This is a genomic window from Campylobacteraceae bacterium, from assembly GCA_013215945.1.
Lineage (GTDB): Bacteria > Campylobacterota > Campylobacteria > Campylobacterales > Arcobacteraceae > NORP36.
Window position 1 is genome coordinate 1 of sequence record JABSOM010000014.1, and the last position, 24858, is coordinate 24858.

21 protein-coding genes are annotated in these 24858 nt (G+C 28.4%); 4 read left to right on the top strand and 17 right to left on the bottom strand.

The genetic code is table 11. From position 1 onward, the window contains the following. From HRT41_13265 to HRT41_13300, 8 genes are all read right to left on the bottom strand, one after another. The coding region (locus tag HRT41_13265) for an Ig-like domain-containing protein (GenBank protein ID NQY24991.1) at positions 1–2156 on the bottom strand (2156 nt) is incomplete at its 3' end. Positions 2157–2361: 205 nt separating this feature from the next. Next, entirely contained in the window at positions 2362–2736 is a 375-nt protein-coding gene (locus HRT41_13270) for a hypothetical protein (GenBank protein NQY24992.1), read from the bottom strand. A 120-nt stretch (positions 2737–2856) separates the two neighbouring features. Beyond that, the gene (locus HRT41_13275) at positions 2857–4140 is read right to left on the bottom strand and encodes an ATP-binding protein (GenBank protein NQY24993.1); all 1284 of its coding nucleotides are present in this window, start codon (positions 4138–4140) and stop codon (positions 2857–2859) included. Positions 4141–4222: 82 nt separating this feature from the next. Beyond that, on the bottom strand, positions 4223–4666 hold the full coding sequence (locus tag HRT41_13280; GenBank protein ID NQY24994.1) for a Sua5 YciO YrdC YwlC family protein: 444 nt from the start codon (positions 4664–4666) through the stop codon (positions 4223–4225). 1 nt (position 4667) lies between these two features. Then, on the bottom strand, positions 4668–7907 hold the full coding sequence (carB, locus tag HRT41_13285) for a carbamoyl-phosphate synthase large subunit (protein NQY24995.1): 3240 nt from the start codon (positions 7905–7907) through the stop codon (positions 4668–4670). A gap of 120 nt (positions 7908–8027) precedes the next feature. Continuing rightward, positions 8028–8708, bottom strand: a complete 681-nt coding sequence (locus HRT41_13290; GenBank protein ID NQY24996.1) for a ThiF family adenylyltransferase — start codon at positions 8706–8708, stop codon at positions 8028–8030. 9 nt (positions 8709–8717) lie between these two features. Beyond that, the gene (gene xseB, locus HRT41_13295; protein NQY24997.1) at positions 8718–8909 is read right to left on the bottom strand and encodes an exodeoxyribonuclease VII small subunit; all 192 of its coding nucleotides are present in this window, start codon (positions 8907–8909) and stop codon (positions 8718–8720) included. After that, complete coding sequence (locus HRT41_13300) at positions 8906–10015, bottom strand: homoserine O-acetyltransferase (protein ID NQY24998.1); 1110 nt, start codon at positions 10013–10015, stop codon at positions 8906–8908. Before HRT41_13300 ends, xseB begins: the two co-directional genes overlap by 4 nt. 309 nt (positions 10016–10324) lie before the next feature. Here HRT41_13300 and HRT41_13305 point away from each other — a divergent pair, with 309 nt between their 5' ends. Then, positions 10325–11041, top strand: coding sequence for an SDR family NAD(P)-dependent oxidoreductase (locus HRT41_13305; GenBank protein NQY24999.1), 717 nt, complete (start codon positions 10325–10327; stop codon positions 11039–11041). A gap of 12 nt (positions 11042–11053) precedes the next feature. Here the strand turns inward: HRT41_13305 and HRT41_13310 are convergent, their stop codons facing one another. After that, entirely contained in the window at positions 11054–12007 is a 954-nt protein-coding gene (locus HRT41_13310; protein ID NQY25000.1) for a hypothetical protein, read from the bottom strand. 133 nt (positions 12008–12140) lie between these two features. Between HRT41_13310 and HRT41_13315 the strand changes: the two genes are divergently transcribed. Continuing rightward, positions 12141–13199 carry a hypothetical protein gene (locus tag HRT41_13315; protein ID NQY25001.1) on the top strand — a complete coding sequence of 353 codons (1059 nt, stop codon included), beginning with the start codon at positions 12141–12143 and terminating at the stop codon, positions 13197–13199. Between the two features lie 316 nt (positions 13200–13515). On the opposite strand, the gene HRT41_13320 is transcribed toward HRT41_13315, so the two are convergent. The 8 genes from HRT41_13320 to HRT41_13355 form a co-directional block, all read right to left on the bottom strand. Continuing rightward, positions 13516–14253, bottom strand: coding sequence for a helix-turn-helix domain-containing protein (locus HRT41_13320; protein NQY25002.1), 738 nt, complete (start codon positions 14251–14253; stop codon positions 13516–13518). A 12-nt stretch (positions 14254–14265) separates the two neighbouring features. Beyond that, positions 14266–15024: an SDR family oxidoreductase gene (locus HRT41_13325; protein ID NQY25003.1), complete on the bottom strand. Its 759-nt coding sequence runs from the start codon at positions 15022–15024 to the stop codon at positions 14266–14268. Positions 15025–15253: 229 nt separating this feature from the next. After that, the gene (locus HRT41_13330; protein ID NQY25004.1) at positions 15254–15574 is read right to left on the bottom strand and encodes a hypothetical protein; all 321 of its coding nucleotides are present in this window, start codon (positions 15572–15574) and stop codon (positions 15254–15256) included. Between the two features lie 72 nt (positions 15575–15646). Continuing rightward, entirely contained in the window at positions 15647–16432 is a 786-nt protein-coding gene (locus tag HRT41_13335; protein NQY25005.1) for an RNA polymerase sigma factor, read from the bottom strand. A 19-nt stretch (positions 16433–16451) separates the two neighbouring features. Further along, positions 16452–16940: an ATP-binding protein gene (locus tag HRT41_13340; GenBank protein ID NQY25006.1), complete on the bottom strand. Its 489-nt coding sequence runs from the start codon at positions 16938–16940 to the stop codon at positions 16452–16454. Between the two features lie 23 nt (positions 16941–16963). Further along, positions 16964–17962: an alpha/beta hydrolase gene (locus HRT41_13345; GenBank protein NQY25007.1), complete on the bottom strand. Its 999-nt coding sequence runs from the start codon at positions 17960–17962 to the stop codon at positions 16964–16966. Continuing rightward, positions 17959–18750 carry a phytanoyl-CoA dioxygenase family protein gene (locus tag HRT41_13350; protein NQY25008.1) on the bottom strand — a complete coding sequence of 264 codons (792 nt, stop codon included), beginning with the start codon at positions 18748–18750 and terminating at the stop codon, positions 17959–17961. Before HRT41_13350 ends, HRT41_13345 begins: the two co-directional genes overlap by 4 nt. Before the next feature lie 67 nt (positions 18751–18817). Further along, positions 18818–19420, bottom strand: coding sequence for a transglutaminase family protein (locus tag HRT41_13355; protein NQY25009.1), 603 nt, complete (start codon positions 19418–19420; stop codon positions 18818–18820). A 393-nt stretch (positions 19421–19813) separates the two neighbouring features. Here HRT41_13355 and HRT41_13360 point away from each other — a divergent pair, with 393 nt between their 5' ends. Then, positions 19814–21445: a diguanylate cyclase gene (locus HRT41_13360; protein ID NQY25010.1), complete on the top strand. Its 1632-nt coding sequence runs from the start codon at positions 19814–19816 to the stop codon at positions 21443–21445. Positions 21446–22166: 721 nt separating this feature from the next. Further along, positions 22167–24728: a cache domain-containing protein gene (locus HRT41_13365; protein NQY25011.1), complete on the top strand. Its 2562-nt coding sequence runs from the start codon at positions 22167–22169 to the stop codon at positions 24726–24728. Positions 24729–24858: the final 130 nt, after the last annotated feature.

Here is a 24858-nt window from a genome sequence, read left to right on the forward strand (position 1 = left end):
TCTTCAGAAGTTGTAACAGCAGTAATAGTATTTAATACAGGAGCATCGTTTGTTCCTGTTATTGTAATGGATAAATCTTGCGTATGAGTAGCGCCTTTATCATCTGTAACTGTAACTGGAATAGTAATAACTTGATTGACGCCTTCTTCTAAGTTTTGGTAACTGGCATTGCTTGGATCAAAGCTGTATGAACCATCCGCATTTAATGTAAAGCCTGCAACGGTGGATGTTGTAGTATAAGCGGCTGTTGAGTTATCATCAATATCACTAGAAGTAATATTTCCATTTACCATGGCAGCATCTTCATGATTTTTAAGCACTGAAATATTTGCGATACTTGTATTACCAGCAATATCCGTTGTTCTTACTTGAATATCATCATCTAAATAACTTGTATTTTGATCAATATTAAAGGAAATTCCACTTCCACTTAACCATATATTACCACCATCTAAAGAATATTCCCATATACTTGTATTTTCAAGTCCGCTTACGGTTATTTGAGTATCATTGCTCAAAGACAGACTTACGGTATCACTCGTATCATCTGTAGTAATTGAAGCCATTTTTTCAATTGAAATATTTCCTGCAATATCAATACTCTTAATTTGAATCTCTTCATCATTGTAAACTTTATTTGAAGCTAAAAGAAAAGATGTTCCAACACCCTCAATCCAAGTGTTACCACTATCAAGAGAGTATTCCCATGTTGACGTAGATTCTAAGACTTGTACATTAATTTGATTATTTGACGTAATATTATCAAATCTATTTAATCCGGTGTCTGTATTAAGGACTAAAATATCATCGGCTCTTGAATCAGTAATAATTTCAGCCATTTTACTTATATGAATGTTTCCTGCTACATCTGTTGTTTTTACCTGTACAGAATCTTCAGTATAGACAGTATTAGTCATTAAGTTAAAGCTTGTTCCACTTCCACTAATCCAAGTACTACCACCGTCCGTTGAGTATTCCCAAGTAGAACCTGTTTCTAGTCCTGTTACATTAATTTTGCTATCTGAAGTAATGAAATCATCATCTCTCCCCGTATCATTATTTAAAGTTAAACTCACATCATTTGCAAGATTATCAGTAGTAATAGCAGCCATTTTAGAAATACTAGTATTACCAGCTACATCTGTTGTTCTTACTTGTACATCATCTTGTAAGTAAGAAGTGTTTTGCGCTAAATTAAAGCTTGTTCCATTTCCATTAATCCATGTACTTCCACCATCCGTTGAGTATTCCCAAGTAGAATCACTTTCTAATCCTGTTACATTAATTAAAGTATCACTTGTAAGTAAATCACTGCTTGAACTTCCAGTATCTGTATTTAAAGAAAGAGAAATAATATCTTCTATTAAATCTTTTGAAAAACTTGCAGAAACTGAAGAAGAAATTGAGTTAGCACTAGAATTTGTAGATGAAACATCTACTTTAAAATCAAGCTCATTAATTAAATCACTTCCATTAACACTAACGTGCCAACTGCCATCTGCAAGAACATTCGTAGTATATGTAGTTCCATTAATTAATAAAAGAACTGTATCATTAACAGAAATATCTCCCCCAATAGCTGTTCCACTTATTGTGATTAAAGAAGAGGATTCAGTAATGTTAATAATATTATCATCGGTGATAGTATTTATGAAAACAGTTCCTGCTATAGCTTCTTTAGAAACAGGCTCACTTGAGTCTACTAAAGAAGAATTAGTACTGCTATTTACAATAGAGAGTGAAATATCTTCATCATTTTGAATCTTTTGACCTCTTGTGCTTAATTCATAAGAGGTAATAGAAGTGGTGATACTTTGAGTAGTTGAAGCAACATCACTTTCTAGTATTGCACTTGAAGCAGCTGTTTCAAGAAATTCTAATAATTGAGCGTAAGTATTTAATTCACTATGATTGTTATCTGGATCCACAATGATTATAGTTGCATCACTTTCATTTAAAAATAAAATCAAATCAGTTAGTAATACATTTTCACCATTGTCAAAAGTAACAAAAAGACTGTCATCATTTGGAAGACTGTTCGAAACATGTAATAAATAAACAGTATCACCACTATTAATCTGAATATTTACAATATTTTTAGGGTCATAAAATCTTTCATTACCTTGTGTATCTACAATTTTGATAAAATCACTCATTAGCAGTCCTTTTTCATATACTATATAATATAATTTATTACTTATTTAAATCTTAATATTAGTTTTAAACTCTCATTAAAGTTCATATTATTTTAGATTATTATGTAATAAAACATATAAATAAATTTACTGTTTTATTACATATTTTGGAGTAAGGGTTTAGGGAGTAATTTTATAGAATTATAAATTAAAGACGTATGAATAATTAAACTAGTTTTTCTTGCATTTTTTGTAGATCCGCAATTTTAATAGTATCTTCAACATATAAAGCAATATCTCTATTGGTATAAGTGTTAAAACTATTTGCATTTTGATCTTGATTTTTTGTACTCTGGGAATAAGTGATTACAGTTTTTTCTAAAGAAAGATTCTTCAGTATTTTTAGATCAGGAGCTAAATCATTTTTCAATAAATCTTCAAAACTGAGGTGAGAAGATATTTCCATTTTTGAAGTTTTTTTTATAATTTTCAACATATCAATTTTAGAGGAACAAGCTTCTTCTCTAATATTTAATTCCTTATTATTTGTAGTATGTTCATTATTTTGAAACATTAAATCTATGATTTTATCTTTTTTCATTATATAGCCTTCTTATCATACTTTACACTTAGAGTGCTTATGTAAAACTTAAATATTCAACATTTGTGCTAAAATATTACACTTTAATTACATATTAATTAATATAGTTTTAATTGTTATTTATTTTTTTGCAAAAATAATATAGTTTTTTGTTAAAGGACTTTCAAATAACTTAGATTTGGTTTTAAGCCTTGAATATGAGAGTTCCAAAGGTTCATTCTTTCGCCACTGACAATCAAGAAAAGTAATGTCTTTTTTATTATAAGCAATGATATCGATTTCACTTGTTTTATTATTCCACCAACTGGATATTTTAATTGCTTCATAACCTAGGAATTTAAAAGAATCTTTTTTAATAATAGAAATAACATACTTTTTATAGGCTTTATGTACCAGTCTTTTAGAAAAATCATTTCGTATGTAGGCAGTAATTGGGTAAAAATTGTTTTGTTCAAGTAAAAAACTATAAGGGAAAATATAACAAAACCAAAATTTTGTAAAATTATCTTTAATATCATAACGACCAAACTTACTTTTGATAGGATCATCGTTCAGAGGAATTTCTTTTTCAATAATCATTAACTCCACTAGTTTTTGTATATACCGCGTTAAGAATGAAGACTTAACTTCTATCAATGCAGCAATATCCCCTATTTTATTATTTCCCATAGAAATTGCATATAAAATAGAACTGTAGGTTGAAATATCACTTAATTCATATTTTAGCAGTGTTATTGCATCGGTATATAAATGTTTTTTATTCAAAAGTATAAGTTCTTTCACATTGAGTAAAAAATCTTTTTTTACATCGTATTGTTCTAATAAAGCAATATTACTTCCAAAACATGCGTATACATACATTAAGTCCTTTTTGGGCAAGTCTTTAATTACTTTTGTAATAACAGAATAATCAAGTTCATCTAATATAATTTTTACATTGCTTTTTTCATAAATACTTGTAAATTCTTTTTTACTGCTTTGTACCGAACTTGAGAGGATGATTTGCAGGTTTTGTTTTTTTAAACTTTTTTTCCAGTATTCATAAAATAAGGCAAGTGCATTTTTATTTATTTTAAGCAAGATATTAAAATCATCCAAAATAATAATTGTTTTATATTTCACTTCAACGTCAGATAAAAAAACAAGAAAGTCAGTAAAACTACTTATTTTTTTACTGGAAGTAATTTCAAAAAAATTATAAACAAACTTTGTAAGATTATTGAAATAGAGCATTTCAGATATTTCAGTAAATGAAATGTAAAATCTTTTTTTGTTTTTGCAGTATTCATTAAGAAGTATTGTTTTACCAATATTTTTCCTACCAAAAAGGCAGATATAACTAGAGCTGGCTTTTAGATAATCTTCTTCTAAAAGTGATATTTCTTTTTCCCTAGCTAAAAACATTATGATTCCTTACCTAAAATCTATTATATTAAAACTATGTTACTAAATATAATATTAAATTAATATTTATAATAAATAATATTTATCGTAATTTCTTAATTCTTCGTGTATTTAGTCTGTATATTGAAGAAGATTTTAATTCACTAAAGCCATCTTTTTGCACTACAATTATATCTGCATTATCATAAGCAAATTTTTCATCGTACACTTCTTTACTAAGATTTGCAGAAGTTGAATAACTTTGGGAGAACTTTTTAATAAAAGAGTGGAAAGCATTGTTTTTTGCTACAACTCGATATGAATTTCCATTGGGATAAATAAAAGTAGAAAGTTTAGAGTTTCTTACCATTCTTTTAAATTTAGAAGGAATTCGTGTATTTTGTTTTAGGGTTTTAAAAGAATCAAGAGTTTGAAGTATTTTTTGAGTAGTGGCTCTTTGTTTTATAAAAGAGAGTTTTTCATCATTTGAGGATGAAAAACCAACCGTTGTATCGGTTTGAACTAAATAAACTAAAGAGCTGTCCATATTATTTTAAAAAGTCCTGAAGGGCTTTAATTGTAATACCATCACTTTCTTTTGCATGTTTCATAGCTTCTACACAAGCAAGAGCAGCAGTAGCCGTAGTAACATAAGGCACATTCATTTTTAAAACAGATCGTCTGATATTTCTACCATCTTGTTTAACAGATTCTTTTCCATTTGAAGTATTAAATGCAAGTGCAATTTCCCCATTTGTCATTAAATCTGTGATATTAGGTCGTCCTTCAGATATTTTAAGAACTTTTTCACACTCTATTCCAGCGTTTATAATCTCTTTGTAAGTACCTTCTGTAGCAACCACAGTACAACCCATATCTACTAAACCTTGAGCAATTTTAGGCGCAAATTCTTTATCTAAATCACATAAAGAAATAAATACCTTACCTTCACTTGGTAGGTCATTTTTAGCCGCACTTTGTGCTTTTCCATAGGACTGAGCAAAAGAATTTGAAATCCCCATAACTTCACCTGTAGATTTCATTTCAGGCGTTAAAATCATATCAGAACCAGACAGTTTAGCAAAAGGGAAAACCGCTTCTTTAACTGCAACATGGTCTCTTAAAATAGGTTTTAATACTCCATTGCCTTCCCATACTAAATCAAAGTTATAAGCAGCCAAGGCTTCTCTTAAAGTCTCACCCCACATAACACGAGTAGCAACTTTTGCTAAAGGCATTCCAGTAGCTTTTGATACAAAAGGTACTGTTCTTGATGCTCTTGGATTCACTTCAATTAAATAAATCTCACCTTTATGAATTGCATATTGCACATTCATTAAACCAACAACACCTAATTGCAGCGCCATATCTTTTGTTTTGCTTTCAAGCTCTTTAATTAACTCATCAGAAATAGAATGAGGAGGAAGAGTACAAGACGAATCTCCTGAGTGAACCCCAGCTTCTTCTGTATGTTGCATAATTCCACCAATATATACTTCTTTACCATCACAAATACAATCAACATCAAGCTCAATTGCACGGTCTAAGAATCTGTCAATTAAAACAGGAGCATCATTTGATACTTCAACAGCCGCATCCATATACTTAGATAATTCTTCAGTAGAATAAACAATTCTCATTCCTCTTCCACCAAGTACAAAAGATGGTCTTACAAGAACAGGATATCCAATACGTTCTGCAATCTCAATAGCTCCCGTTATTTCAACTGCTGTACCATTTTCAGGTTGTAACAAACCTACTTTTTCTACAAAAGAAGAGAATTTTTTTCGATCTTCTGCTAAATCAATTACAGCAGCAGTAGTTCCAATGATTTTAGCCCCAATTTCTGTTAATGCATTAGCAAGTTTTAAAGGAGTTTGTCCACCAAAATGCACAATAACACCATCTGGATTTTCCTCTTTAATTACAGCACGAACATGTTCAAAATCAATAGGTTCAAAATATAAAACATCAGAAGTATCATAATCAGTAGATACAGTTTCAGGGTTACAGTTATACATTATAGTCTTAACACCCATTTCCTTTAACGCAAAAGAAGCATGTACACAACAATAATCAAACTCAATACCTTGACCAATTCTATTTGGTCCGCCACCTATGATTAATACTTTTTTATCATCTGATTTTACTTTTTCAACTTTTGGAAGTTTTGTAATATTTGTAGTTGAATATAAATACGGAGTTAATGCTTCAAATTCAGCCGCACACGTATCTACTTCATTGTATTCAAATTCAATTCCTAAAGATATTCTTGCATCATAAACGGTATCTTCTTTTTCATTTAATAATGAAGCAATCATTTTGTCAGAGAAACCGTTTGTTTTTGCTTCTCTCATTTTATTTTCATCACTTAAAATAGAAGAATCAATTGATTTTTCAATATTGAAAATTTCTCTAAATTTACTTAAGAACCAAGGATCAATAGCAGAAAGATCAAATAACTCTTCATTGCTTAATCCTTCTCTCATTCCTTGCATTAAATATAATAATCGTGATTCATTAGGACGTCTGATTTCTTTTTTAATAAAGTCAAAATCAGCTTCAATTTTATCAAAACCACTAAGTCCTGTTTCCAAAGAAATTAAAGCTTTTTGTAAAGATTCATTAAATGTTCTTCCCATTGCCATAACTTCCCCAACAGATTTCATTGATGTTGTAAGAGTAGAGTCAGCTTTAGGGAATTTTTCAAAAGTAAACCGTGGTACTTTTGTAACAATATAATCAATAACGGGCTCAAAAGACGCAGTAGTTCCTGTAATATCATTTTCAATTTCATCAAGCGTAAAACCAACAGCTAAAAGTGTAGCAATTTTTGCAATAGGATAACCCGTAGCTTTAGAAGCAAGTGCAGAAGATCTTGAAACTCTTGGATTCATTTCAATTACAATCATTCTTCCTGTTTTAGGACAAATTGAAAATTGTACATTTGAACCACCAGTATCAACACCTATTTCACGTAAAATCGCAAAAGAAGCATTTCTCATATCTTGGTACTCTTTATCAGTCAAGGTTAAAGCAGGTGCAACAGTAATAGAATCACCTGTATGAACACCCATAGGGTCAAGATTTTCAATAGAACATACAATAATACAGTTATCTTTATTATCTCTAATAACTTCCATCTCGTATTCTTTCCAACCAAGCATGGATTCCATAATTTCTATTTCATTGATAGGTGAAGCATCAAGTCCAGCTTCTGCTAAAAGTTTAAATTCATCCATATTATAAGCAACACCAGAACCACCACCTGCTAGTGTAAATGAAGCTCTAGAAATTACAGGAAAACCAATTTCTTTAGCACGAATCATAGCTTCATCAACAGTATATGCATTCGCACTTCTAGGTAAATCCATACCTATTTTTTTCATAGCTTCATTAAAAAGATGTCTGTCTTCACCTTTTTTAATAGCATCAGGATGAGCACCTAAGAATTTAATACCATCAAGCATGCCTTTGTCGTACATAGAAGTAGCAACATTAAGTGCAGTCTGACCTCCCATAGTAGGTAAAATAGCATCAATATTTTCTTTTTCGATAATTTTAGCAACAACTTCTTCAGTAATAGGTTCTATATAAGTTTTATCAGCAAACTCTGGGTCTGTCATAATAGTAGCGGGGTTAGAATTAACCAAAACAACTCTGTATCCTAACTCTTTAAGAGTTTTTGTAGCTTGTGTTCCTGAATAATCAAATTCGCAAGCTTGACCAATAATAATTGGACCAGAACCGATAAGTAAAATGTTTTTTATATCTTCTCTTTTTGGCATAAATAATTCCCTGTGTATTTAGTTAAAATTTGGGAAGTATAGCTAAGAAGTGCTTAAAATATAGTTATAGGAGAAAGGGAAAGTAAAGATGTTTTTTTAAAAAACATCTTTATAATATTACTAATTTACTGGTAAATTAAATCTTTTTGTATCAAGAATACCCTCTTCATTAAAAGACAAATAATAAAGAATATCTTTTTTTACACTTAAACCAGCTAAATATCTAAGTGCAAGATTTGCTTGAAGAGATCCAATATGCATAACAATAGGACAAGCAATACCATTTGGTTTTCTATCATTGATTTGGAATACTGCTTCATACGATGCTTTTTCAAAGAAACATACTTGGCCATGGAATTCTTCAACAGAACCGTAAATCCATGCTTGTTCTTTCTTAATGCAGTACTCATTAATAGCAGCACGAACAGGTAAATTATCAGTAGCATCAATAATTAAATCAAATTCAAGACCTCTTTTAGCAAAGTCATCAAAACTCTCCACATAAGATGTAGCTTTTGTATAAGGACATCGTGAATGTACTAAGTCTTTTAAAACTTCTGATTTAAACTTACCATCATCAGCAACGCTAAAACCTATTTGTCTGTGAATATTATGAATTCCAACCGTATCAAAATCTACAAAAGCAAACTCGCCAATACCACTGGCTCCTAAAGCAATAGCTAACGTACATCCCAAACCACCAGAACCAATAATTGCAACTTTTTTGCCTTGTAAGGTGTTTTGAACATCATTTCCCCAAAGTTTAATTTGCCTGTTAAAAAATTCGTCATGTGCTTCCATAAAAATCCTTTATTTGTTTAGTTGTGTAAATACAAGCTTTGCTTCATCTAAGAGTTTTTGCGCGTCATCTAATTGTTTTAGTCCATCTTTATACAGTTTTACACTGTTTTCCAGTGTTATTTCTGGATTGCTTAATTTTTCTAATAACTCTTTTGCTTCTTTTATTTTGTCTTCAAAATGTATGTTTTCTTCTGTGCTCATATTCTATCCTCTAATATATCTTTTATATAATCTTTAAATTTATCAAGTTCTACCAAAAATGAATCATGCCCATGAGACGATTCAATCATTTTATAAGTAACAAGGTCTTCTTTACCAATCTTTTTCATAATATCGTATATTTCTTTCATTTCTTTAGGAAAAAACAATATATCATCAGAAAAAGATATCAAATGAAGTTTAGCTTCAACCTTAGAGAAAGAATCCTCTAATTTATCACTTCCACGTGCTGCATTAAAAATATTCATTGTTTTACAAATATATAAATACGACAAAGGATCAAATACTTTTGGAAAGTTATAAGCATTGTATTCTAAATATCTCTCTACTTCAAAACGTCCAAACAATTCATATAAACCATCGGTATCAGTATATTTACGACCAAATTTTTCATCAAGAGAATTAGGGCCTAAATATGAAATTAAACCAGCCATTCTTCCAATAGCTAATCCTGGAAGAGAGTTAGCTTTTAAATCATCTTTGTCATAATTTCCATTTTTAAAACCAGGGTCATGTCGTATTGCTTCAAAAGCTATTTTATTAGAAGCAATAGCCCAAGGTCTTGTATAAGCAGTGGTTGCCAAAGGAATAACAATATCAGCAAAACTACTGTGATCAATAGAATAACAAATAGCTTGCATTCCACCCATAGAACCACCAATAACTGCTCGTACGTGATAAATATTAAGAGCTTCAAATAAACGTATTTGTGCTTTTACAATATCTGAAATAGTTAATACAGGAAACTTCATTCTATAGGCTTTATTTGTAGCCGGATCAATACTCATAGGAGAAGTAGAACCAAAACAGGAACCAAGATTATTGGTACAGATCACATAGTATTTTAAGGTATCAATGGTTTTCCCATCCCCTATAAAGTTATCCCACCACCCTGCTTTTGCTTCATTGTTATATCTTCCTGCTGCATGATGTGAACCTGAAAGTGCATGACAAATCACGATTACATTGGACTTGTCTTCGTTTAATTCGCCATAGGTTTCGTAAATTATTTCATAATGATCAAGAAGCCGTCCACTTTCTAGTTTTAAAGGTTCTTTAAATTGTGCTGTTTTTGTTTCGATTTTCAATATACATCCAAATAATAAACTATTTAATTTTAAATTATTTTATCATAAAGTAGATAAGCTTTCCTACGGGCGTCATTCTTCAAAAAAAGCAGTAAATTACGTACTAAGATATTTTTATTTCATTTCAATAAAAGAGGTATTTATTCTTATAAGTTCAAGCAAATGTACAAAAACTTTAAAAGCTTCCTTCTCTAAATGTTAGTAAAACTCTAGAAAGGTAAAAAGGATAACTTCTTTTTATTAATTTCCTACAATTAAAAGCAGATAATGTGTTAAGATACGCCTTTCAACAAGAAACAAAGGACAATTTTGATTTTAAAAAATAAAGTAGTATTAATTACAGGATCAAATGGCGGCTTAGGAAGCCAATTGGTTAAAATGTTCTTAGAACAAAATGTTAAAAAAATTTATTGCGCCATAAGAAGTAGTAAAGATGCCAGTTCTTTAAAAGCTTTATCTTCAAAAGTTGAAATTATAATACTTGACATTTCTAAGCTAGAAAATATTAAAAAGATTGCTTGTGAAATAAAAAATATTGATGTACTTGTAAACAATGCAGGTGCAAATAGTAAAAACAGAGTTTTTGAAGACTCTTCTTTGGATTTTGATGTTAATGTACTAGGAACATTAAATCTTACTAGAATTTTATCAAACAAAATTAACAAAAATGGCCTCATCATAAATATCACCTCCATTACAGCATTAATTAATAATCCACTTATTGCTTTATATTCTGCTTCAAAAAGTGCGTTACATTCGTTAACACAAGCAATAAGAGCAGAAATGTCTTTGCAAGAAATCCATGTACTAGAAGTATTACCAGGACCTCTTGATACCAATATGACAAAAGGAAGAGAGATGGAAAAAGCCAATCCAAAAGATGTAGCAAATGAAATTTATCTTGCTATAAAAAATAATGAAGAAGAAGTATATCCTGATACTTTTTCTAAAATGATAAAAAATAACTTAGATAAAGATCCAAAAGCTCTTGAAAAACAATTCCAAGAAATCTTAAAAAACACATAAAACTATAAAGTATTACTTAAGCCCATGATTTAAATCATCTTTGTATTTTGCATGATGAAAATGCAAGCGTTGATCACAAGATTTTGAAACCACTGAAGCCTTAAAAGTAATATTCCCTATTTTCTTCCACTCTTTTTTATTTTCTGTCTTTTTATTAGCTACAAAAATATCAAATATAAGTATTTTGTCTTTTTGTATTTTTAACTCATTTCTAAAATCTTTTTCATTAAGTGTTTTTTTGTCAGCTATTTTTATTTTCATCCATTTAGGAGTTACAATACTTTTACTCTCACCTAAAGAAGAAATCTCGTACAATTGTCTGATACCAGGATGTTTATCTGCATCAGAAAAAGAAGACGATACCTTAAGTGCATAAAATATATTTTTAATTACCTCATAAGTGACACTAATACTTGGTTCATTAGTTAAAGAAACATCTCTATAATACTTAGCGTCTGTACCTCCTAAATCATCTATCAAAAAGAAATTAGCAGAGTATTCTTTAATCTTTTCATCTTCTTTTATTGTAGGAAAAAGTTTACCAGCAAAACCAAAAGCACGTGTTGAATCATTAGTAGTATTGCTCATAGCCGTCGAAGCTCTGGCAATAATAAGGGCTTGGCTATTATTTTTAAAATATCCGCTGTAAATATTAGCCTTGTTTATTTTCCATAATCCACTTAAACAAATACCATTGGGATGAGCCAGTTTTTCAAAAGGTTCTAATAAATCACTACGATCATGAAGTGTTCTTCTTGCATTGCTTAAAATGATGTTTACTTTTGATGATGTTAATTTAGAATAAGCTATTTTGGTTTGGGGCAGTTTAGGATAAGGATAAGCCTTAACTTCTTTCCAAATATCTTGAAAACTCACGCTTTTAAAAGGTTTATCTTCAAGTGCTATTGTTTTACTAATACATCCTGTAAAAGTAATAATCATAAAAATAGCCAATAATAATTTCATATTTAGTCCTTTCTAAATGATATCAAAATAAGCAAAAATTAGAACAGTGATAATTATCACACTTAAAAATATTTACTTTGAGAATTTCATACATATGATTAAATAATAGTGTGTATTTTAGATAAAATCATTTATGATTAAAACAAAAAATTTACTTTTAAAAAACATTCAAAATCCAAACATTTTTTTTGATATTTTACTTTCAATTCCAAAAGATATTTATTTAGAGAAAATATTACTTCTACTAAAAAAAGAAAAAGAACTCGATTTTTTTCTTTTAGCCACGCAAGCCATTAAAAATGATTATGAAGTATTCAAACTACAGTTAATACTTGATAAACTTGTCTTTGTTTCTATCTTAAAGACAGAAACAATACTAGAATTATACAAAACACTTTCACATTTGCACTATGATTATATAAGTCTTAATATAACAGAAAAAATAGCTAAAGAATCACCAACATTTAGCTTAGAATTATATGTTTTAATGAAGAAAAATTGCGAAGAATTTATGATTTCACCTTTAAATATATTATTTATATCTCTTTATGAAAACAATAAAGCCTATGAAAGAATGCAAGAATTATTCCAAAATAAGAATATTTTTATTCTTCAAAGTGCTATTGAAATAAGTGCTCTGATAAAATTGCTCCCAAGAGAAACAGAAGAAGTATATGAAATATTTTTAAAACTAATGGAAATAAAGAATATTAACGTTGACAAAACAATACTTTTTTCTTCTAATAAAATAAAAGAAAAAGACGGTAATTTTGAGAATATTCTTGAATTATATGCCAAAGATGAACGCTTAGAAATCAAATATTCTCTTTCTAAAATTCTCTTATTAAATAAATGCAAAGATGTAGAAAAACTATGGTTTAGAACATGTTTATTTTCATTAAGCAGTATAAACAAATACGATAAAGAGATTCTTAGAAATATATCTTTTATTCTAAACAATATCATCAATGAAAAACAAGACTATGAAATAATTATTGAATTTTTAAAAGAAGGAATAAAAGCAGCGCAAATTCAAAATAATTTTCCAAAAAAAGACTTCACCTTGTTTATTAAAAACTTTAGTCAAAATCATCCGACACTGTTCAATGAATTTAAAAAAGACATCAAAACAAACATGGATATAGATTTAATAAAAATTCTTTCTTATTTTCAAAATGATAAAAGAGAATAATTACTGTTGAGCAGAGAATCGAAAAATTCAATCTTTGCACTTAACATTTTATTTTTTGATATAATACAAAAATATAATATAAAAAGGCTACAAAATCAAAACAAGTGAAAATAAAACAGATGATACTGTTAAAGAAGAAAAAAAAGAATTAAAAAAACCTTCTGAGATTAAAAAAATCATAGAGAAGAACAGATTCGGTGGATATTATAAAACAAAAAAACGTTTTATTAACTAAAAAGGAAGAAACTATTATTTGTAATTATTCATCTAATTAAAACTTCTAGTTTCACCTTGTCTTGCTGCATTTTTTCTTATTTTAAGAGACATTAAATCTTATTGTTTCTTTATGAATATAAGAAGATGTTGCAATTGACAAATTTGGGTTATTCACTTTTTTACCAATCTCACAATATGCAATCAAATCTTTAATTTCAATCTTTAATAAACTTTCCCAAATTTTTATTTGAAATGGAGAATTATTCAACTGAAATTTTACATAATTTATATTTTTAACATTATTAAAAATACTAAAAACTTTTGCTTGGATATCATCTTCAATTTTTATAAAAGAAGCATTTTTAAAGCTCATTTGCAAAGAAGTTAAAGCTTCTTTTTCATTTTCATAAAAAGCAATAGAACAAATTCCTTTTTTCGTAGAAGCTACTAATAATTTACCCAAAGGTGTAGGCATTAAATTATAATAAATACGCAAATTATCACCTTGTGTTTTAAAATTACCAGGAGTAATTCCATCTGTATTCATAAATAAATCATACAATCTACTAGAGCTGGATAAACCCACTTCATAAGAAGTATCTAAGAGTGATATTTCATTATTACTTAAAATCTCTTTTGCACGTTCTAAAGTAATGTACTGTAAATATTTTTTAGGACTTATTCCTATCCATTGTTTAAAGAATTTTTGAAAATGATGTGCATTTAAATTTAAATTTTCTGCCATCTCATTTAGAGAGGGTTGATCTTTAAAATTATTTTTAATAAAATTAATTGTTTTTGATATTCTTTCATAATTAAATTTATAATCCTCATTCATTTTTAGCCTTTATTAAACTTTTGAAATTGATAAACCACCATCAACCAACATAGAAGTACCTGTTGAAAAACTCGAAGCATCAGAAGCTAAAAACAGTGCCGCTTGTGCAATCTCACTAGGACTTGAAAGTCTTTTTTGTGCATGTAAACTTTTTAAAAATTCTATTTGCTCTTCTTCTGGTGCTGCTTTTTCTCTCATTGGAGTATCGACACCACCTGGTAAGATTGAATTCACTCTAATTTTCAAGGGAGCACATTCACTTGCAAGTGCTTTAGTAAGTCCTATTATACCAGCTTTACTAGCTGCATAAGCACTTAATTGTGGTAAGCCAACAGAATTTCCGACAAAAGAAGAAGTAAAAATAAGAGAAGCACCCTTACTCATAACAGGTACTTGATATTTAGCTGCTAAAAACCCGCTTGTTAAATTTGTAGCAAGAGTATCATTCCAATCTTTTAAAGAAATATTTTGAATATCATCAACGATTCCAATAGTTCCAGCATTATTAAAAGCAATATCTAAACGCTTATATTTATTTATTGCTAAAGCAACTAAATCTTTTGCATACGATTCATCTTGTACATTACCAGCTAAAGAAACAGCTTCTCCACCATTATTAATTATTTCAGAAACAAGAGCCTCTAATTTATCTCCTCTTCTAGCTCCCAAAACAAGTTTTGCTCCTTCTTTAGCAAAAAGTAGTGCAGTACTTCTACCTATTCCTGAACTCGCTCCCGTTATTATTGCTACTTTATTATTTAGTGTGTTCATTATAATCCTTTAATTTTGTGAATTATAGTTTTTGCACTGTTTTAAAGCAAGCCGTTTCTTGTGATTGATAAAAATTTAAACTATTTTGACCTAATAATTTTGGACTAAAGAAGAAAAGAGGAGTATTAATTTCATTAAACTCAAAATATAATGAAGTTTCACCTCAAACTAATATTGAGCTTAGTCCTTCAAAATTTCTAGAGCTATATTCTACATATTTTTTACTGTGTTATTTAATTCTATCCCAAAATGTCATATCAACACTTTCTTCATCTATAAGTTCGATATATTTTAAAGCAAACTCATTGTCCATCCACTTTCCGCAAATTTTTTGAGCTTTTTCTTGACTGCTTGCAAATACAACATCGGCATATATTCCATCACTTCCTTTTAATGTTACGTGCCCTAAAAAACCTTCTTCTTTTTGCAAAAAATTTGCATCCACTTCTTTTATAATTTCTAACATTGTTTCTTCTGAAACACCTTCTTTTAACTTAAATCTTGCAAATTCCATTCCTGCAAAATTACCTATATTTGTTAAATTTGTCATCTTGAGCCTTAATATTAATTGAGATTTTTATATCTCTATCTACTTAGACACATCAAAAACTCATCTGTGACACTAAAAAGAAAAAATTTCTTTAATTTCTTTATTTTTTAAGATACTTTCTCCAAATTCTTTTTCATTTATATCGATAAAGGGATGATTTTGATACAAATTTTTATAGGAATTTTCTATTGTATTATCCAAGTTATCTGATAATATTTGCAATTTATCTTTCATACTCTTTTGTATTTTTAAATCAAAGAGAATATTGTCTTTATTTACATAACCTTCTTTAATAAGTGCTTTCGTTTTTAATTCACATTTACAGGGATTCTTTTTGTTGATTAAACTGCATTGATTATTCATAAAATGGTACAAATCATTTCTTGCTCTTGATAATTTTTTTCTAAAGTTATCTTTTGTGATATCAAATATTTCAGAAGCTATATGGCTTTTGATTTCAAAAATATCTCCAAGTACAAAGATGGCTCGTTGTTCAGTATTTAAACATAAAAGCATACCCATCATGCAACCAACCTTTGCTTCATTGATTAATACTTTTTTAAAGCCTTCATCGTATTCTACTGATAAAAGTTCGTCACTCATATTATCCATAGTATTTTCAAAATCATCAAACGTTAATTCAGAGTATTTTCTTTTTTGATTCAAAAAATGATTTATCATGATTCTATAAGACCAGGTTTTAAAATCAGATTTTTCTTCAAAACTATCAATTGATTTAAGAATTTTAATCCACACGTCTTGACTTAAGTCTTGTGCATCTTGTGGATAATAAACCAATCGTAAAGCCAAGTTATACAAATAAGGTTGATATTTTTCTACTAAATCTTTTGTATTCACCTTTGTTTATTCCTTATACTTAATTAATTATTGTAAGTTCTAAGCCTTCTTTTTCTGTAGGAGTTTCAAAATACTTAGTGACATGATGAAACATTTCTTCTGTATCAAAAGTCGCACGTTTTGGCTGTTCTTTTCGTCTTTTAGATATTTGTTCTAAACATCTTTCATTACTAATATCTAAAAAAATTAAACTATGATTAACTTTTATTTCTTCACTAAGTTTTTTAAACCATATTCTTTGTTTAACAGTATTACCAGGAAAATCCAAAACTACATTTGTTCCTGTTAAAAGAATTTTCTGTACATGAGTTTTTATTAAGGGTCTTAAAATAGCAGCGTATTTAATATAATCATCAAAAGATGAAATTTCACTAGGATAAAGAGTAGCTAACCATTCATCTTCTGATATTAATATTGTATTCTTCTCTTGTGCAAGTTCTTTTGCTTTAGTAGATTTTCCAGCACCCATTTTTCCACAAAAAAATGTCAATGTTCCTACTTCATTCATATAATTCCTTTTATTTTATTAAGCTAATTTTTAGCAGGAGATAGATCTAAACCCTTAAGATCATTTAACCAAGTTAAAATACTTGGCATAAATTCACTTACAAATGCATCTTCTTCTAACCACATAAGTTTTACCCATTCAAAGAATCCAAAATTTTGTTTAGAAAAAGAGTCTGCTTTAAGCATTCCATGAGTAGCATTAGCTATTAATTTTGTACTTATAAAAGCATTGTTTTTAACTTTCCATGAATCAAACTCTTCTTTTGCATTTACATTTAAATCTTTCTCTCCCCACAAAAATAAACTTGGAACACTTATGTTTAAATAATCCTCCTTTGCATCAGAGTTTAAATTATTTAATACAAATAAGTAACGTTCTTTTGTCATTGATTCTTCGTTTGAGAACGCTAAGTATTCTTTATAGGATAAAGCCTGCTTGAAAAATGAAATATCCTTAGTATATGAAACTAAAGCTTTGCTAATTTGACTTTTATTCTCACCTGCTAATTGGTGTTTGATTTTTGTATAGTAGCGTCCTTGCTCAATCCAATTACTTGCAAAGCCAATCCCAATAAGGAAAGCAATTTTTGAATTTTGTTTTGCAAGGGCTGGTACGACCCAACCTGCTTGACTAAAGCCAAGCAGACCTGTATTTGAGGAATTAAAGTGATATTTATTTTGCACAAAATCAATGGCTGCAAGTACTTCACTTTGCCTATCAAGCATGCTTTGATTAAGCCAGTTACCTGTTGAGTCGCCTACATTTGGTTTATCCCAAGAAAAAATAGCATAACCGTTTTTTCTTAATGCATTCCAGATAAAACGGTAATAACCTTCAGCATCATAGGATATAGCACCATCCCCATGAACAAAAAGCAAAACAGCTTTTGCTTTTTTACCATTCGTAGCTTTGAAATAATGTCCAGATAAATTACTTGAACCATGTTTAAAAATCATTTCTTCTGCCTGAGAATAAAAAAGAGTAAAGATGGTAAAAAATAAAAATACTAAGATTTTTTTCATGCAATTCCTTTAATAAAATTCTCATTAGCACAAACAAACCATTGTTTATTTTTAATTAATTTAATTTCTTCTTTGTTTGGCAATACTTTTTCATCAAAAAAATCAAAACTCAATTTATGATAGTTGCCAAGACAAAGATCAAATGCTTTTCGTGAAGTATTAAGATTATAATTGCCACGATGAATCATTTGAGAAGAAAAGATTACCATATCTCCTGTATTTACTTCGATGAGTTTAGCATTTGGAAGTTCTTCATTATTATGATGCCCATTTAACTCTAATCTTACATTTTTTTCTAATTCGTTATCCCAACGTTTATGACTTCCAGGAATTAATTCTAAGCCTTTTTCTTTCTCTAAAGGAATTCGAATATGTAAACTTAGCATCTTATTTTGCTGTTCTTTTTGTATATCATCAGCTATGGAACTGTATTGCATATCTCTATGCCAATAAGGAAGACGTTTCTCATTTAAGGGATTAAAAAACACTTGTGTATTATGAAAATAAATTTCGGAGCCAAACATACTTTCAAGTAAATTAACTATTTTTTCTATAGAAATAGCGTTAAAAAAAGCCAGTCTATCTTGAGAGTTATTTTTAAAATATTCTTTTTTACTTAAAGAATGCATATTCACTAATTGATTTTCAAAGATTTCTGCCCTATTTTTATTCATCCAAGACTCATAAATACGATTCACACATTTAGTAATAGATAATAGTTCATCAGCATTAAGGAAGTTACGTAAAATAACATATCCCTTGTCATCATATTCTTTTTTCGCAGACATATTTAGTATTTTCCTTCCCAAGCTTCGAGTTAAGAGCTATTTTCTTCTTATTAGAACCTATTATGTTTTAAACTTCTTTTTTAAGAATTATTTCATCATTGGGTTCAATATCAGGCATGTTATCTATCATCTCTTTATATGTTGTATGTTTTTCTAATGCTTGAATAATTATATTTAGTGGCTCATCATATATTTTGGGTAAATCAAATTCATTTTCTTTTAATTCAAATGCTAGTTTCTCAAGGGGCGGATTAAATTGTGCATCTATACCTTTTTTATTTCCTCTTGCATCTACTTTATACCAACCAAAATCTTTTAAATATATAGCATTGAGTCCATGAAGAAAATAAATATCTTTTTTATCTTTTTTATAACTTAATCTTTGGTAACAAAAACCCGTAGGAATGTTGTTCGCTCGTAATAGTGAAGCTAATAAATGACTTTTAGAATAACACCAACCCGTTTTATATTTTAATACATCACTTGCTTTACAAGTAGTGATATTGTCTTTATAATCCCCACTATGGTTTATATTATCTCTCACATATTCAAAACACTTTTTTGCTATTTCAACATCTGTTTTACAATCATGTGATAAATTTTTTGATATTTTTTGTATTTCTTTATTTGAATAATCAATAATACTTGTTTCTTCTAAGAATTGTGTCATTTTATTTAGACCTTTTTTACTTAATATTTAACTTTTACTAGCTAGACTTTCTGTTCTAATATCATCATGTTTTTTTAGCTCTGAGTACACTTTAATAAATTATTATTAGTATACTAAAATAGTGATACGCTTTGAATTAGAAAATTAACAATTTTTATTATTATTATAAATTCTAAAATAAATCACATCTTTAATACCGTAAATACTATCATTTAAGCTAAAGTTTCTAAATATATCTTGGTTCTTATTTCTTTTAAAAGTAAAGAATAGAAAAGACTAAATATTTATTATTTCTAAACTTTTGATCTTTTGAATTAAACTATATTTTCAATAATATGGATATACTTAAATCAAATTTCTAGTTTAAATATATTTTAAATAAGGCCTAATATTTTGCAATTTAAATGCTTGTTCTTTTCTTTTCTTTATTTATCCTCACAACTTATTGCAAACAATGATTCTCTTGAGAATGTAAGCCTTCAACTAAAATGGACCCACTCTTTTCAATTTGCCGGATATTATGCAGCAAAAGAAAAAGGTTATTATAAAGAAGCAGGTTTAAAAGTAGAATTTATAGAAGCAGATTCTTCTACAAATGTTGTTAAAAAAGTATTAGCGCAAAAAGTACAATATGGTGTAGGAACAAGCAGTTTACTACTTTCAAGAGCAAAAGGTTTACCTGTAGTAGCTTTGGCTGTTATTTTTCAACACTCACCCTACCAAATTTTTGCATCCTCAGAGATTCACTCACTTAAAGACTTAATTGGAAAAACAGTGATGATTGAGTCTGATGCAGATGAATTATTTGCATATTTAAAAAAAGAAAATGTTCCCTTAGATAAAATCAATTTAATTCCTCATAGTTTTAATGGCAAAGATTTAATAGCAGGTAAAATAAAAGCCATGTCGGGTTATCTTACAAATGACCCTTATTTTTTAAATGCTGGAAATTTCACTTATCAACGTTTTAGCCCAAGAAGTGTGGGAATCGATTTTTATGGAGATAATCTTTTTACCTCAGAATTAGAAATCAAAAACCATCCAAAAAGAACGAGTGCTTTTCTTAAAGCAAGTATGCGTGGATGGGACTATGCGCTTACGCACCAAAGTGAAATTATAAATCTTATTATGAGAAAATATAGTCCAAGTTTTTCTAAAGAAAATATTGTCTTTCAAGCCAAACAAATGACAGCTTTAGTTAAACCTGATTTAGTAGAAATAGGTTATATGAATCCTGTTCGCTGGAAAAATATTGCCAATACCTATATTTCTTTGGACTTACTAAAAAAAGACTATAAAATATCAAAGAATTTTTTGTATGAAAACAAACCAATTAATATCCCTACTTGGCTTCTTTATGCTTTTTTTTCTGGTCTTGTAATGCTTATACTTATTACCGTATTTACAATTAAATTAATTGCATTTAACCGTAAACTTAAAAAAACTCAAGTACTTTTGAATAAGTCAAATTTTGAACTAAGTGAATTAGCAAAAGAGAAGAATCTTTTACTTGAAAAACTAAAAGAGCAAGCCAATCGTGACCCTCTAACAAATATGTATAATAAAAGACACTTTGCAATTATTTCAGACTCAATTCTTGAATTAACGAATAGGTCAAAAGAGTCATTAAGTGTAATAATGATTGATATTGACAAATTTAAAAATATCAATGATACTCACGGACATATTATAGGTGATAAAATACTAATTTTATTAGCAAATAAACTAATGAGTTTAGTAAGAAAAAGTGATACTATTGCAAGAGTTGAGGGAGAAGAATTTGCGATTTTACTTCCAAATACAAGTGCTACTCAGGCTAATATTCTTGCTAGAAAAATCAGAGAAGAAGTTGAAAAAACAATTTTTGAAGAAAGTACTACAAAGATTAATTTTACCATTAGCCTTGGGGTATATGAATTTAACAAAAAAGAAGACAAGAATATTAATAGTGTCTTACATAAAGCTGACAAAGCTTTATATGCTGCTAAAAACAGTGGAAGAAATAGAGTTTCAATCTTTCAATAAAATATTTTAAAGCTACCTTCGTTTATTGTTTTCTTCTTTCTGCTCTGTAAAACTCGTTCTTGTGCTTGCACTCTCTATGCAAATATACTAACATATTCACATAATCTCATTATATAAGTTTTTGAACCTAGCTAAGAAATGAAATATTTAGGTACCCGAAGGGCTTTATCAATGTGTCAGTTACTTCTTTGTTTCTTTCTTACTATTAAGAAAGAAAAAAACGAATGCGTTAGCTTTCACGAGCTCTTAAACATAATTATATTAAACCTTTTAAAGCTTTAATATATTTCAGTAGAAAACAACTTTACATTATCAATCACAAGCTAAGAAGCAAAACTTCTCAACTCAAAATTCATCTTTTTTTGTTCTTTGTCATTCCAAAGAACGCCCTCTTCAATCCAGAAATTAAAAACACTAATCTAATTTCTTTCTCACTTTGAGTATTTACTTATTAAAAAACTACGACATTTATTGAATATTTAGCTTTTAACATAAGATTTGACTGCAGAGACACATTAAAAATAAAAATTATATGCTTGTTATTACAGTTAGTTTTTTAGCTAATTACAAAATTATATTTTAAGTTACTTACCTGAAACTATGTCATTATTTGATTATTAATATCTTAAATTACTTGATATTTAGCATATTATTAAATTTAAATTAAGAAAATTAATGTAATATACAATATTAATAATCGTTATCAAGATAAAGGAATAAAGTGTTTAAAAATTTAAGAATTAGAAACAAACTATTAATAATCGTTATATCAACTATTATTATAATTTCAAGTATTATTGCAGCTAAATCTGTTTATGCAATAAATGTATTAAGTCAGATGAATATCGAAAACTACAAAAAATCTGCTTTTGAGGAAAAAGAAAAAGAATTAAAGAATTATATCTCTTTGGCTTATAAAATGATTGATTCTTCTTATTCAAAAAGTGAAAAAGATGTACAAGAGCAACTAAGTTTACAATCAGATTTTTTATTCTCTATTATTACAAAACTTTATGAAGAAAATAAAGATAAAGAAAGTAAAGACGTATTACAAAAAAGAATTACAAAAATAGTTGAATCTTCTGTATATGGAAAAGCAGGTTATTTTTGGATTAATGATTTTGATCATACGATATTAATGCATCCCATTAAAAAAGAATTAAATAATAAAAATTTTAAAAACAATAAAAATTTTATTTTCTTGGATTTGGCTATTAATGCATTACATAAATCCTCTACAAAAAAAGAATTTATTCAATATTCTTTTTACAATCCTACAAGCCAAAAAGAGGCTTTAAAATCATCTTTGGTGAGGGTTTTTAAACCTTACAATTGGATTATAGGAACAGGTGCTTATATTGATAATGTAAGTAACAAATTAAAAGAGGATGTACTGAAAAAAATATCCTTACTAAAATATGGGAAAGACGGTTATTTTTGGATTAATAACACAAGTGGAATAATGTTAATGCATCCTTACAAAACAGAGTTAATTGGTCAAAACCTACTTAATAAAAAAGACGCAAATTCAAAGTATTATTTCAAAGAAATGATTGAAAAAAGTCTAAAGCATGAAAAGGGAGCGATTGTTAAATATTCATGGCAAAATCAAGATAAAACGAAAAACAGAGAAAAGTTTTCTTATGTTAAAAACTTTAAAGCTTGGAACTGGGTTATTGGGACGGGTGCTTATGTTGATAATATAGAAAAAAGAGTTTCGCTTTTGAAAAAAAACACGGAAGTTGAAATTAATAAAATTATATGGCAAATATTAGTACTTACCATTCTAAGCAGTATAGTTATCTCTTTGCTAATTATTTATATTTCGAATATTACAATAATCAAACCTATTGAAGAGTTTCAAAAAGGTTTATTAAACTTTTTTTCTTATTTAAATAAAGAAACAAATGATATAAAAGTTATTAATATTGATTCAAAAGATGAAATAGGAGTTATGGCAGAAAAAGTTAATTTCAATATAATCAAAAGTAAAAAATTAATTGATGAAGAGATTGAGTTAGTATCAAAAACAATACTATTACTTAAAGAATTAGAGCTTGGAAACTTATCTCAAAGAATTAATATAACAATATCAAATCCTGCATTAAATGAACTTACATTGTTATTGAATAAAATGGCAAATAATTTTGAAATCAATATCAACAATGTATTAGTGGTATTAAATGAATATACACATTACAATTATCTTAATAAAGTTGATACAAAAAACAGCAAAGATCATTTATTGAAACTGGGAGAAAATCTTAATTCTTTGGGAGATTCTATTACGCAAATGTTAGTTGATAATAAAAGAGTAGGAATAACACTGGAAACATCCTCAACAGATCTCTTAAACAATGTTCATATCTTAAATCAACGTTCAAATGAAGCTGCTTGTTCACTAGAAGAAACGGCTGCTTCTTTAGAAGAAATTACAAGTACTATCGTAAATAACAATAATTCAATTTCATTAATGTCAAGCTATGCTGGTTCTTTAACTAAAGCTACTAAAGAGGGTCAAGAATTAGCAAATAAAACCATGCTTTCAATGGATGAAATAAATGAAGAAGTAAGCTCTATTAGTGTAGCAATTACAGTTATAGATCAAATTGCATTTCAAACAAATATTTTATCTCTGAACGCGGCAGTAGAAGCAGCAACAGCGGGGGAAGCAGGAAAAGGTTTTGCAGTAGTAGCTCAAGAAGTAAGAAACTTAGCAAACAGATCAGCCCAAGCAGCAAAAGAAATAAAAGACTTAGTTAATAATGCAAACATTAAAGCATCCAAAGGAAAAGAAATATCAAAAAGTATGATTATTGGATACAAAGAACTTAATGATACTATTAAAAAAACACTAACACACATTGATGATATTGCAAACTCCTCTAAAGAACAACAACTGGGTATTGAACAAATTAACATAGCAGTAGCGCAACAAGAACAACAAACACAAGATATTGCACATGCAGCAAATCAAACTTTTGATATAGCTACTAACACCTCAAATATTTCTAAAAAAATTGTTCAAATAACAAATGAAAAAGAATTTAGAGGAAAAAATGACATTGTAAATAGAAGAGAAAATAATCTCGATTTAGCATTTAAAGGCAATGAAAAACGAAAAACAGAAAAAGACCTAAATCTTGCAGAAAATAGAAACATACGTCAAAAAGACGTAGATCTAAGTTATACTAAAAAAGAAAAAAGAGCTCTCGAACAATCACTAAAAAATCCTTTATCAATAAACACAAGTCAAAATAACCAAGAATGGGAAAGTTTTTAATTCCATAATTTAAAAGAATTCATTGTTCAAAATCTGCGTAAATAAAAAATTCAGATTTTGGATAGTTCTCTTTTCATGCTAAAAAACTACTAAGTTATTTTAATATTCCCAGTCTTTTTTAATATACTAC

Bases quoted from the DNA above. Each gene is read 5' to 3' on its own strand.
- HRT41_13330 (NQY25004.1), bottom strand. From the start codon at position 15,574: ATGACAAATTTAACAAATATAGGTAATTTTGCAGGAATGGAATTTGCA.
- HRT41_13320 (NQY25002.1), bottom strand. From the start codon at position 14,253: ATGAATGAGGATTATAAATTTAATTATGAAAGAATATCAAAAACAATT.
- HRT41_13310 (NQY25000.1), bottom strand. From the start codon at position 12,007: ATGAAATTATTATTGGCTATTTTTATGATTATTACTTTTACAGGATGT.
- HRT41_13280 (NQY24994.1), bottom strand. From the start codon at position 4,666: ATGGACAGCTCTTTAGTTTATTTAGTTCAAACCGATACAACGGTTGGT.
- HRT41_13270 (NQY24992.1), bottom strand. From the start codon at position 2,736: ATGAAAAAAGATAAAATCATAGATTTAATGTTTCAAAATAATGAACAT.
- xseB (NQY24997.1), bottom strand. From the start codon at position 8,909: ATGAGCACAGAAGAAAACATACATTTTGAAGACAAAATAAAAGAAGCA.
- HRT41_13290 (NQY24996.1), bottom strand. From the start codon at position 8,708: ATGGAAGCACATGACGAATTTTTTAACAGGCAAATTAAACTTTGGGGA.
- HRT41_13315 (NQY25001.1), top strand. From the start codon at position 12,141: ATGATTAAAACAAAAAATTTACTTTTAAAAAACATTCAAAATCCAAAC.
- HRT41_13325 (NQY25003.1), bottom strand. From the start codon at position 15,024: ATGAACACACTAAATAATAAAGTAGCAATAATAACGGGAGCGAGTTCA.
- HRT41_13355 (NQY25009.1), bottom strand. From the start codon at position 19,420: ATGACACAATTCTTAGAAGAAACAAGTATTATTGATTATTCAAATAAA.
- HRT41_13350 (NQY25008.1), bottom strand. From the start codon at position 18,750: ATGTCTGCGAAAAAAGAATATGATGACAAGGGATATGTTATTTTACGT.
- carB (NQY24995.1), bottom strand. From the start codon at position 7,907: ATGCCAAAAAGAGAAGATATAAAAAACATTTTACTTATCGGTTCTGGT.
- HRT41_13345 (NQY25007.1), bottom strand. From the start codon at position 17,962: ATGAAAAAAATCTTAGTATTTTTATTTTTTACCATCTTTACTCTTTTT.
- HRT41_13340 (NQY25006.1), bottom strand. From the start codon at position 16,940: ATGAATGAAGTAGGAACATTGACATTTTTTTGTGGAAAAATGGGTGCT.
- HRT41_13275 (NQY24993.1), bottom strand. From the start codon at position 4,140: ATGTTTTTAGCTAGGGAAAAAGAAATATCACTTTTAGAAGAAGATTAT.